Origin of the sequence: Streptomyces boluensis (assembly GCF_009908195.1) — a bacterium.
GTDB classification, from domain to species: Bacteria; Actinomycetota; Actinomycetes; order Streptomycetales; family Streptomycetaceae; genus Streptomyces; species Streptomyces boluensis.
Map to the genome: position 1 here is coordinate 1 of NZ_JAAAHS010000253.1, position 11,341 is coordinate 11,341.

The 11,341-nt window shown below is 68.6% G+C and carries 8 protein-coding genes; 4 read left to right on the forward strand and 4 right to left on the reverse strand.

Annotation, left to right across the window (positions count from 1 at the left end; translation table 11 throughout):
• Both sucD and sucC read right to left on the reverse strand, forming a co-directional pair.
• Positions 1–875 (reverse strand): succinate--CoA ligase subunit alpha (gene sucD, locus GUY60_RS26045; protein WP_161702010.1); only part of this gene is annotated, 875 nt, incomplete at its 3' end.
• A 25-nt stretch (positions 876–900) separates the two neighbouring features.
• Positions 901–2,025 (reverse strand): ADP-forming succinate--CoA ligase subunit beta, encoded by a 1,125-nt coding sequence (gene sucC, locus GUY60_RS26050; RefSeq protein ID WP_161702012.1) that lies wholly within the window; start codon positions 2,023–2,025, stop codon positions 901–903.
• A gap of 211 nt (positions 2,026–2,236) precedes the next feature.
• Here sucC and GUY60_RS26055 point away from each other — a divergent pair, with 211 nt between their 5' ends.
• The 4 genes from GUY60_RS26055 (at position 2,237) to GUY60_RS26070 (ending at position 8,820) form a co-directional block, all read left to right on the forward strand.
• Positions 2,237–3,922 carry a thiamine pyrophosphate-binding protein gene (locus GUY60_RS26055; protein ID WP_161702014.1) on the forward strand — a complete coding sequence of 562 codons (1,686 nt, stop codon included), beginning with the start codon at positions 2,237–2,239 and terminating at the stop codon, positions 3,920–3,922.
• Positions 3,923–3,935: 13 nt separating this feature from the next.
• Complete coding sequence (gene frc / locus GUY60_RS26060; protein WP_161702016.1) at positions 3,936–5,168, forward strand: formyl-CoA transferase; 1,233 nt, start codon at positions 3,936–3,938, stop codon at positions 5,166–5,168.
• 4 nt (positions 5,169–5,172) lie between these two features.
• Entirely contained in the window at positions 5,173–7,317 is a 2,145-nt protein-coding gene (locus tag GUY60_RS26065; protein ID WP_161702018.1) for an acetate--CoA ligase family protein, read from the forward strand.
• 117 nt (positions 7,318–7,434) lie between these two features.
• The gene (locus GUY60_RS26070) at positions 7,435–8,820 is read left to right on the forward strand and encodes an OFA family MFS transporter (protein WP_161702020.1); all 1,386 of its coding nucleotides are present in this window, start codon (positions 7,435–7,437) and stop codon (positions 8,818–8,820) included.
• A gap of 86 nt (positions 8,821–8,906) precedes the next feature.
• On the opposite strand, the gene GUY60_RS26075 is transcribed toward GUY60_RS26070, so the two are convergent.
• Positions 8,907–9,971: a sugar phosphate isomerase/epimerase family protein gene (locus GUY60_RS26075; protein WP_161702022.1), complete on the reverse strand. Its 1,065-nt coding sequence runs from the start codon at positions 9,969–9,971 to the stop codon at positions 8,907–8,909.
• Positions 9,972–10,037: 66 nt separating this feature from the next.
• A partial coding sequence (locus GUY60_RS26080; RefSeq protein WP_161702024.1) for an alkaline phosphatase family protein occupies positions 10,038–11,341 on the reverse strand: 1,304 nt, incomplete at its 5' end.

Sequence of the window (11,341 nt, forward strand, 5' to 3'; positions counted from 1 at the left end):
GCGCCCAGGTGGTCGAGGACGAGTCGGGCCGTCTCCGTGGGGGTCGCGCCCACGCGTACGCCCGCCGCCTCCAGGGCCTCCTGCTTCGCGCGCGCGGTGCCGGAGGAACCGGAGACGATCGCTCCGGCGTGGCCCATGGTCTTGCCCTCGGGCGCGGTGAACCCGGCGACGTAGCCGACCACCGGCTTGGTGATGTGCTCCCGGATGTACGCGGCGGCACGCTCCTCCGCGTCGCCGCCGATCTCGCCGATGAGCACGACGAGTTCGGTGTCCGGGTCGTCCTCGAAGGCCTGCAGGCAGTCGATGTGGGTGGTGCCGATGACGGGGTCGCCGCCGATACCCACACAGGTGGAGAAACCGATGTCCCGCAGCTCGTACATGAGTTGGTACGTGAGCGTGCCCGACTTGGACACCAGGCCGATGCGGCCGGGCTTGGTGATGTCGGCGGGGATGATGCCGGCGTTGGCCTGGCCGGGGGTGATCAGGCCGGGGCAGTTGGGGCCGATGACGCGGGTGCCGCGCTGTTTCGCGTACGTCTGGAAGGCGACCGCGTCGTGGACGGGGATGCCCTCCGTGATGACGACGGCGAGGGCGATGCCCGCGTCGGCCGCCTCGGTGACGGCCGCCTTGCAGAACGCGGGCGGCACGAAGACGACGGTGACGTCCGCGCCGGTGGCTTCGATGCCCGCGCGGACGGTGCCGAAGACGGGTACGGCGCGGTCGTCGAAGTCGACGGTGCGGCCGGCCTTGCGGGGGTTGACGCCGCCCACGACGTTCGTGCCGGCGGCGAGCATACGGCGGGTGTGCTTCATGCCCTCGGCGCCGGTCATGCCCTGGACGAGGACCTTGCTCTCCTTGGTGAGGTAGATCGCCATGGTCTGAACTCCTCTGTTCCGGGCGCTAGTTGGCCAGCTGCGCGGCGCGCTCGGCGGCGCCGTCCATGGTGGGCGCCTGCTCGACGAGCGGGTGCTGGTGGCCGTCGAGGATGGCGCGGCCCTGCGCGGCGTTGTTGCCGTCGAGGCGTACGACGAGGGGTTTGGTGAGGCGGATCTCGTCGAGGGCCTGGACAATCCCGTCGGCCACGGCGTCGCAGGCGGTGATGCCGCCGAAGACGTTCACGAAGACCGACTTGACGTCCGGGTCGGAGAGGATGACGGAGAGCCCGTCGGCCATGACCTGGGCGGAGGCGCCGCCGCCGATGTCGAGGAAGTTGGCGGGGCGGGCGCCGCAGCCGGCGACCACGTCGAGGGTGGACATGACGAGGCCGGCGCCGTTCCCGATCACGCCGACCTGGCCGTCGAGCTTGACGTAGTTGAGTCCCTTGGCGGCCGCCCGCGCCTCCAGGGGGTCGTCGTGGGCCGTCCCCGCGTCACCCCAACGGGCTTGGCGGAAACGGGCGTTGTCGTCGAGGCTGACCTTGCCGTCAAGGGCGAGGAGCCGTCCGTCGCGGGTGCGCACGAGCGGGTTGACCTCGACGAGTACGGCGTCCTCCTCGGTCAGCACCGTCCACAGTTTGACCAGGACGTCGGCTGCCTCGGGCGGGAGCTGTGCGGCGCGGGCGATCTCCGCGGCCTTGTCGGCGGTGACGCCGTGCGCGGGGTCGATCGGGATGCGGGCGACGGCCTCGGGCCGGGTGGCGGCGACCTCCTCGATCTCCATTCCGCCCTCGGCCGAGGCGATGGCGACGAAGCGGCCCTCGGCGCGGTCGAGGACGTACGAGACGTAGAACTCGGTCTCGATCTCGACTGGTTGGGCGAGCATCACCTGGTGCACGGTGTGCCCCTTGATGTCCATGCCCAGGATCTGGCGTGCCGTCAGCTCGGCCGACGCGGGGTCCGCGGCGAGCTTCACACCGCCCGCCTTGCCCCGGCCGCCGGTCTTCACCTGGGCTTTCACGACGACGCGGCCCCCGAGGCGGTCGGCGCCGCGGCGGGCCTCCTTGGCGGTGTCGACGACTTCCGCCTTCGGCACCAACACGCCGTATTCCTCGAAGAGTTCCCTTGCTTGGTACTCGAACAGGTCCATCTCGGCTCCTGACTCAAAAGTGCCGCACGCCCCCTGGACACCACTCACCGGATGCGGGATAACAAGCTTCATACAGTATTCGTCGACTGTATGCAATCTGCCGCGACAGCGGTGTGAGCAGCGCCAGAGCAGTGCGTGACCGCAGGACACGAGCCATCCATGAGCTGTGCGTGAGGACGCCAACTCCCCTACGAAGGGACAGGACTTCGCCATGCCCGACGAGAACAGCCAGAACCTCATTTCCGGTGGGCACCTGGTCGCCAAGGCACTCAAAGCGGAGGGCGTGGAGGTCATCTACACCCTGTGCGGCGGCCACATCATCGACATCTACGACGGCTGCGTCGACGAGGGCATCGAAGTCGTCGACGTACGCCATGAACAGGTGGCCGCACACGCCGCCGACGGCTACGCCCGCATCACCGGCAAGCCCGGCTGCGCCGTCGTCACCGCGGGACCCGGCACCACCGACGCCGTCACCGGTGTCGCCAACGCGTTCCGCGCCGAGTCACCCATGCTCCTCATCGGCGGCCAAGGTGCCCACACCCAGCACAAGATGGGCTCCCTGCAGGACCTGCCGCACGTCGACATGATGACGCCCATCACCAAGTTCGCCTCGACCGTGCCGGACACCGCGCGCGCCGCGGACATGGTGTCCATGGCGTTCCGCGAGTGCTACCACGGTGCCCCCGGGCCCTCCTTCCTGGAGATCCCGCGTGACGTCCTCGACGCCAAGGTGCCGGTGGAGAAGGCGCGGGTGCCGCAGTCCGGGCAGTACCGCGCGTCCACCCGCTCCGCCGGCGACCCCGAGGCCATCGAGAAGCTCGCCGACCTCCTCGTGCACGCCGAGAAGCCCGCGATCCTGCTCGGCAGCCAGGTGTGGACGACGCGCGGCACCGAGTCCGCCACCGAGTTGGTGCGCACCCTCAACGTGCCCGCCTATATGAACGGCGCCGGACGCGGCACCCTCCCTCCCGGCGACCCGCACCACTTCCAGCTCTCGCGCAGGTACGCCTTCTCCAACGCCGATGTGATCGTGATCGTCGGTACCCCCTTCGACTTCCGGATGGGCTACGGCAAGCGGCTCTCGCCGGACGCGACCGTGGTGCAGATCGACCTCGACTACCGCACCGTCGGCAAGAACCGGGACGTCGACCTCGGCATCGTCGGCGACGCGGGCCTGGTCCTCAAGGCGGTGACCGAGGCCGCATCGGGCAGGGTCAACGGCGGTGCGTCCAAGCGCAAGGAGTGGCTGGACGAACTGCGCGCCGCCGAGCAGACCGCGATCGAGAAGCGGCTGCCGAACCTGCGCTCGGACGCCTCCCCCATCCACCCCTACCGCCTGGTCAGTGAGATCAACGACTTCCTGACCGAGGACTCCATCTACATCGGGGACGGCGGCGACATCGTCACCTTCTCCGGGCAGGTCGTCCAGCCCAAGTCGCCGGGCCACTGGATGGACCCCGGTCCGCTCGGCACGCTCGGCGTCGGGATTCCGTTCGTGCTCGCCGCGAAGCAGGCCCGCCCCGACAAGGAGGTCGTCGCGCTGTTCGGCGACGGCGCGTTCTCCCTGACCGGCTGGGACTTCGAGACTCTCGTCCGCTACAACCTCCCCTTCGTCGGCATCGTCGGCAACAACTCCTCGATGAACCAGATCCGTTACGGCCAGAAGGCCAAGTACGGGGACGAGCGCGAGCGTGTCGGCAACACCCTCGGCGACGTCCACTACGACAAGTTCGCCCAGATGCTCGGCGGTTACGGCGAGGAGGTCCGCGACCCCGCCGACATCGGCCCCGCGCTCCAGCGGGCCCGCGAGTCGGGCAAGCCCTCGCTCATCAACGTCTGGGTCGACCCGGACGCGTACGCCCCCGGAACCATGAACCAGACCATGTACAAGTGAGGAGCTGCTTGTCATGACGACCAAGGCTCTTGAGGGCGTGCGCGTCCTCGACATGACCCACGTCCAGTCAGGCCCGTCCGCCACCCAGCTCCTCGCCTGGCTCGGCGCGGACGTGGTGAAGCTGGAGGCGCCGAGCGGCGACATCACGCGCAAGCAGTTGCGCGATCTGCCGGACGTCGACTCCCTCTACTTCACGATGCTCAACTGCAACAAGCGGAGCATCACCCTCAACACCAAGTCCGAGCGTGGCAAGGAGATCCTCACCGAGCTGATCCGGCGCTCGGACGTCATGGTCGAGAACTTCGGCCCTGGCGCCGTGGACCGCATGGGGTTCACCTGGGACCGCATCCAGGAGATCAATCCGCGTATCGTCTATGCCTCCATCAAGGGGTTCGGGGACGGGCCGTACACCAACTTCAAGGCCTACGAGGTCGTGGCGCAGGCCATGGGCGGGTCGATGTCGACCACGGGCTTCGAGGACGGGCCGCCGCTGGCGACGGGGGCCCAGATCGGCGACTCGGGAACCGGCATTCATGCCGTCGCCGGAATTCTCGCGGCGCTCCTGCAGCGGGAGAGCACCGGGCGCGGGCAGCGGGTCAACGTGGCCATGCAGCATGCCGTGCTCAACCTCTGCCGGGTGAAGTTGCGCGACCAGCAGCGCCTGGCCCATGGGCCGCTCGCTGAATATCCCAACGACGACTTCGGCACGGAAGTTCCCCGCTCCGGAAACGCGTCCGGCGGCGGTCAGCCGGGCTGGGCGGTCAAGTGCGCGCCGGGCGGCCCCAACGACTACGTGTACGTCATCGTGCAGCCCGTCGGCTGGCAGCCCATGGCCTCGTTGATCGGCCGGCCCGAGCTGGCCGACGACCCCGAGTGGGCCACGCCCGAGGCCCGGCTGCCCAAGCTGAGCAAGATGTTCCAGCTGATCGAGGAGTGGTCCTCGACCCTGCCCAAGTGGGAGGTCCTGGAGCAGCTCAACTCCCACAACATCCCCTGCGGGCCGATCCTCTCGACGAAGGAGATCGTCGAGGACGCCTCGCTCGCCGCCAACGAGATGGTCGTCAAGGTCCAGCACCCCGAGCGCGGCGAGTTCACCACCGTCGGTTCCCCGCTGAAGCTCTCCGACTCCCCTGTGGACGTGGTCAGTTCACCGCTGCTCGGTGAGCACAACGCCGAGGTGTACGTCGGTGAGCTCGGCCTCGGGGACGAGGAACTGCGCCTGCTCAAGTCGAACGGAGTGATCTGACGTGATGGCAGAGGACCGCGCACTGACGGTGCGGGCGCTGCTCGACGCCGTACGGGCCGAAGGGCGCAGCGCGCTCACCGCGCCCGAGGGCAAGTTGATCGCGGACGCGTACGGGATCGCCGTGCCGGGTGAGGAGTTGGCGCGGGACGTGGACCAGGCGGTCGCGGCGGCGGCGCGTTTCGACGGGCCCGTCGTGCTGAAGATCGTCTCCCCGGACATCCTGCACAAGACCGACGCCGGCGGCGTGATCGTCGGAGTGGAGGGTTCCGCTGCTGTGCGGGCCGCCTTCCACAAGATCATCGAGAGTGCCCGTGGCTACGCTCCGGACGCCCGGATCGACGGCATCCAGGTGCAGCAACTCCTGCCCAAGGGCCAGGAGGTGATCGTCGGGGCGGTCACCGATCCGACGTTCGGGAAGGTGGTGGCGTTCGGGCTCGGCGGTGTCCTCGTCGAGGTGCTGAAGGACGTGACGTTCCGGCTCGCGCCCGTCGACGCGGACGAGGCCGTGTCCATGCTCGACTCGATCAGGGCCGCCGAGATCCTGCGCGGGGTGCGCGGCGCGCCGGCCGTCGACCGCTGGGCGCTCGCCGAGCAGATCCGCCGGGTGTCCCAACTGGTCAGCGACTTCCCGGAGATCGCGGAGGTCGACCTCAATCCGGTGATCGCCACCCCGGAGGGCGCACTCGCCGCCGACATCCGCGTGATCCTCTCCTCGGAGACGCCCAAGAAGCGGCGTACGTACGGTCGCGACGAGATCCTGCGGTCGATGCGGCGCCTGATGCAGCCGCGTTCGGTCGCGGTGATCGGCGCCTCCAACGAGCAGGGCAAGATCGGTAATTCGGTGATGCGGAACCTCGTCGACGGAGGTTTCTCCGGCGAGATCCACCCCGTGAACCCCAAGGCCGATGACATTCAGGGCCGCAAGGCGTACAAGAGTGTCACCGACGTTCCGGGTGAGGTGGATGTGGCGGTCTTCGCGATCCCCGCCAAGTTCGTTGCCTCGGCCCTTGAGGAGGTGGGCCGCAAGGGCATCCCCAACGCGGTGCTGATCCCCTCCGGTTTCGCGGAGACCGGGGAGCACGAGCTGCAGGACGAGATCGTCCGGATCGCCGAGCAGCACGGCGTCCGCCTTCTCGGGCCCAACATCTACGGCTACTACTCGACGTGGCAGGACCTCTGCGCCACGTTCTGCACGCCGTACGACGTGAAGGGCGGCGTCGCCCTCACCTCGCAGTCGGGCGGCATCGGCATGGCGATCCTGGGCTTCGCCCGCGCCACGAAGACCGGTGTGTCGGCGATCGTCGGCCTCGGCAACAAGTCGGACCTCGACGAGGACGACCTGCTGACCTGGTTCGGCGAAGACCCCAACACCAAGTGCATCGCCATGCACCTGGAGGACCTGAAGGACGGCCGCGCCTTCGTGGCCGCCGCCAGGGAGACGGTGCCGAAGAAGCCGGTCGTGGTCCTCAAGGCGGGGCGCACCGCCGCCGGCGCGAAGGCCGCGGGCTCGCACACCGGGGCCCTGGCGGGCGACGACGCGGTGTACGACGACATCCTCCGACAGGCAGGGGTGATCCGCGCCCCTGGCCTCAACGACATGCTGGAGTACGCGCGTGCGCTGCCCGTACTGCCCACTCCCAAGGGCGACAACGTCGTCATCATCACCGGGGCGGGCGGTTCGGGGGTGCTCCTGTCGGACGCGGTGACCGACAACGGCCTCTCCCTGATGGAGATTCCGCCGGATCTGGACGCCTCGTTCCGCGAGTACATCCCGCCCTTCGGGGCCGCGGGCAACCCTGTGGACATCACGGGCGGCGAACCCCCCTCCACGTACGAGGCGACGATCAGGCTGGGTCTCGAGGACCCGCGGATCCACTCCCTCGTACTCGGCTACTGGCACACCATCGTCACGCCGCCGATGGTCTTCGCCGAGCTCACCGCGCGCGTGGTGGCCGAATTCAAGGAGCGCGGCATAGAGAAGCCGGTCGTGGCCTCCCTCGCGGGCGACGTGGAGGTCGAGGAGGCGTGCGCGTACCTCTTCGAGCACGGTGTCGTCGCCTATCCCTACACGACCGAGAAGCCTGTCGCGGTGCTGGGTGCCAAGTACCGGTGGGCGCGGGCCGCGGGGTTCCTCGGAGGTGGTCGATGAGCTGAACGGCGGCTCGAACCACGGGGCCTGCGGCGGCCGTTCGCCGTGGGCCCCGGTGCGAAGAGAACGGACAGGGGGCGCTGGCCAGACTTCTTCCACGCGAGGGGTTCGATCGACATGACGACAACCGATCTACCGAGCACTGTCCCGTACCGGGAGGTGACGGACTCCAACGGCCGGACCTACCGGGTCGGCGAGACCGACATCGACATCATGGGGCGCAAGCGCAAGTGGATGGTCATCCTGCCGTGGGTCGGCATGATGGGCATCAGCTCCGCGGAGTACGCGTTCGCGTCCGCGGAGGACACCCTGCACACCGCACATCACTGGGCCAGCGGCCACATCTTCTGGATGATGACCGTCTGGGTGTTCTTCCAGGCCGCGGTGGCCTTCCCCGCGGGACGGCTGCGAGAGAGCGGCAGACTGCCGGCCCGCTGGGCGATGATGCTCGGCGCCGTCGGCACCCTGCTCGGCTATCTGTCCCTGGCCTACGCGCCGAGCGTCGTCTTCGCCTACATCGGCTTCAGCATGTTCAGCGGTATGGGCGCGGGCATGGTGTACGCCACCTGCGTCAACATGGTGGGCAAGTGGTACCCGGAGCGGAGGGGCGGCAAGACCGGCTTCGTCAACGGCGGTTTCGCCTACGGCTCGGTCCCGTTCGTCTTCATCTTCACCGGCGTCATGGACCTCACCAACTTCCGTACCGTGCTTCTCCTTGTGGGCCTTTTCCTCGCCGCTGTGGTGGCTTTCGCGGGGTTCTTCTTCCAGGACCCGCCGAAGAACTGGTGGCCCCCGGAGATCGACCCGCTCAACCCTCCGGACGACCCGCGGGCCCGCAGGTCCCTGGAGAAGAACCCGCCGGCGGTCAAGCAGTACTCCCCGTTGGAGGCCTGGAAGACCGGCCGGGTGGCGCTGATGTGGTTCTGTCTGGCGTGCACCTCGGGCGTGAACATCTTCGGCATCGCCTTCCAGGTCGACATCGGTAAGGAGGCGGGTTTCGCCAGCGGGATCGTGGCCACCGCGATGTCCCTCAAGGCGATCGTCAACGGCACCGGGCGCGGCGTCATCGGCTGGCTCTCCGACCGTTACGGCCGCAAGCAGTGCCTGTTGTACGTGTGCGTCATCCTGGGCCTCGCGCAGTTCGGCATCATCTGGTCGGCCGACATGCAGAACCTGCCGCTGTTCCTGACCTTCTCCGCGATCTCAGGCTTCGGTGGCGGCGCGATCTTCCCGATGTTCGCGGCGCTGACGGCCGACTACTTCGGCGAGAACAACAACGCCACCAACTACGGCATGGTGTACAGCTCGAAGCTCGTCTCCGGTCTGGGCGCGGGCATGGGCGCCCTGGTCGTCGGCGCCTGGGGGCACTCCGGTGCCTTCATCCTGGCGGGCTCCATCTCGTTCTTCGCCGGGTTCGTGGCGCTGTTCCTGACCCCGCCGGGGCGGCCCAAGAGCAAGAAGATCACGCCGAATCCGCAACCCATCAGCAGGGACGCCCAGTAGCCTCCCCGCTCCTGCACGCGACTCCACTACGCAGAGCCCCCGGCAACGTGCCGGGGGCTCTGCGTGTGCTCTCCGGCCGGCTGCGGCTAGCAGTCCTCCTCGCGCAGCCCGTGCAGATGGGCGCTCGACTTACGGGCGAAGGCAAGCGAGTCCACCGGATTGTCGTGTTCCACCTGCCAGTGGTGGAACCGCCTGCCGGTCGGCGTACGACGGGTCACCTCGGACAGGAACCGCCCGTAGTCGATGTCACCGTCACCGACGTCCACCATCCGGTAGCCGTCCTTGGCCGCCTCGTCGTGCTCCCCGTCCTTGACGTGGAACAGCGGGTAGCGGTGCGGCTGCTTGAGTACGTAGTCCAGCGGCTCGAACGGCGCCGGTGTGCCGTCGACCCGCTTGGAGAAACGGAACTGCGCCGCGTACGCCCAGTAGATGTCCATCTCCAGATGCACGAGCTCGGGGTCGGTCTCGGCGAGCAGCACGTCGTAGAGGCGTACATCGGTCCTGTCGGTCGCGAAGGAGAACTCCTCGGCGTGGTTGTGCTGGTAGAACTTCATGCCGCGCTTCCGCGCCGCCGCGCCGTACGTGTTGAACTCCTCGGCGCAGCGCTTCCACCCTTCGACGGTCGTGCCGTATCGCCAGGGCCCGGAGGCGGTGCCGATGTGCTTGAGGCCGAGCGCCTGCGCCTCGTCGAGGACCTTCTCCAGGTTCTGCGCGAACGTGTACGCGTTGGGGTCGTCGGAGTAGTAACCGACGTGGCTGCCGATGGGGTTGAGGCCGTGGTCGGCGGCGAGTTGCTTGAGCTGGGCGAGGGTGATGGGGCCCGCCGAGCCCTGGGTGTACCCGGCGAACTCGATCTCGTCGTAGCCGTACTTGCTCAACTCGGCGAAGACCGGGGCGAATCCGAGGGTGGAGACCTTGTCGCGCAGGCTGTACAGCTGGACGCCGAGGCGTCCTGGCGGCAGCACGGGGCAGCCGGCGTCGGTGGCTGTCGCCGCTCGGGTGTCGGCCTGGGCGGCGGCTGCGGCGGGGGTCGCGGCCGTGCCGACGACAGCGGCGGCGGTGGCGCCCGCGGCGACGCCGAGCATGCCGCGACGGCTGAGTCTGTGGGCGAGTTCGGGGTCGGACGCGGACGTGCGGAAGGAGCGGGGCATGCGGGAACTCCTTGCGGTGATGGGGCGTTGTCAGTGGTGTCTGGTTGAGTTGTTCTCAGCCGCCGGTCAGCAGTGCAGACCGGCCAGTTGAAGCAGCAGCGACTTCACATCGGTGGCCCGGATCGGGCCGGTGACAGCGCGGGGGGTGGAGCACAGGATGAGCGGACCGTCGTTCGGGTCATCAGGAAGGCGCCCATGGCTGCCGCGAATAGGTGACGCGTCCAGGGGCACCACCGCCATGCGGTAGCGCATCCCGAGTTTCTTGCGGGCGAGCGCCTTGGCGGCCTTGAGCTTGACGTACGGATCGAGCGGATCCATGAACAGCTCGACCGGGTCGTAGCCGGGCTTGCGGTGGATCTCGACGAGCTGCGCGAAGTCGGGTGCCCGCGCGTCGTCCAGCCAGTAGTAGTACGTGAACCAGGCGTCCGCTTCCGCGACGGCGACGAGTTCGCCGGAGCGCGGATGGTCCAGGCCGTACTCCTTCTTGCCCTCGTCGTCCAGGAGTTGATCGATTCCCGCCAGGCCGTTGAGTGCCTCACGAGCGGCGTCGAGATCTTCCGGGCGACGGACATACACATGGGCGATCTGGTGGTCGGCGACAGCGAAGGCACGTGACGCCATCGGGTCGAGGTACTCCATGCCGTCCTGGGTGTGGACCTCGAGGAGTCCCACGCGGCGCAGCGCGCGGTTGATGTCGACGGAGCGGCTCACCTTGGTGATGCCGTACTCGGAGAGCGCGACGACGGTGCGGCGCTCGCGGTGCGCGTCGTCCAGAAGGGGGGCGAGGGCCTGGTCGAGGTCGGTGGCGGCCTGGTGGGAGCGCGGATCGTCGGGACCGTAGCGCTGCAGGTCGTAGTCGAGATGGGGGAGATAGCAGAGCGCCAGGTCGGGGTGGCGGGTGTCGATGATGTGGCGGGTCGCGTCGACGATCCACTGCGAGGAGACGATGTCGGCGCCCGGACCCCAGAAGTGGAAGAGGGGGAACGTGCCGAGTTTGTCGGTGAGTTCGTCGTGCAGGGCCGGGGGCCGGGTGTAGCAGTCGGGTTCCTTGCGGCCGTCGGCGTAGTAGACGGGACGGGGGGTGACGGTGATGTCGGTGTCGGCGCCCATGGCGTACCACCAGCAGATATTGGCGACCGTATAGCCCGGGTGGGCGCGCCGGGCGGCGTCCCACAGTTTGTCGCCGGAGACGAGGCCGTTGTGCTGGCGCCAAAGCAGTACGTCGCCGAGCTCACGGAAGTACCAGCCGTTGCCGACGATGCCGTGTTCGGCGGGCGGCGCCCCGGTGAGGAACGTGGACTGTGCCGCGCAGGTCACCGCCGGCAGGACGGTACCGAGTTCGGCGCGCGAACCGTCTTCGGCGAGGGACT

Coding starts and splice junctions, on each gene's coding strand:
- GUY60_RS26075 (WP_161702022.1), bottom strand. CDS start 9,971: ATGCCCCGCTCCTTCCGCACGTCCGCGTCCGACCCCGAACTCGCCCAC.
- GUY60_RS26070 (WP_161702020.1), top strand. CDS start 7,435: ATGACGACAACCGATCTACCGAGCACTGTCCCGTACCGGGAGGTGACG.
- frc (WP_161702016.1), top strand. CDS start 3,936: ATGACGACCAAGGCTCTTGAGGGCGTGCGCGTCCTCGACATGACCCAC.
- GUY60_RS26065 (WP_161702018.1), top strand. CDS start 5,173: ATGGCAGAGGACCGCGCACTGACGGTGCGGGCGCTGCTCGACGCCGTA.
- sucC (WP_161702012.1), bottom strand. CDS start 2,025: ATGGACCTGTTCGAGTACCAAGCAAGGGAACTCTTCGAGGAATACGGC.
- GUY60_RS26055 (WP_161702014.1), top strand. CDS start 2,237: ATGCCCGACGAGAACAGCCAGAACCTCATTTCCGGTGGGCACCTGGTC.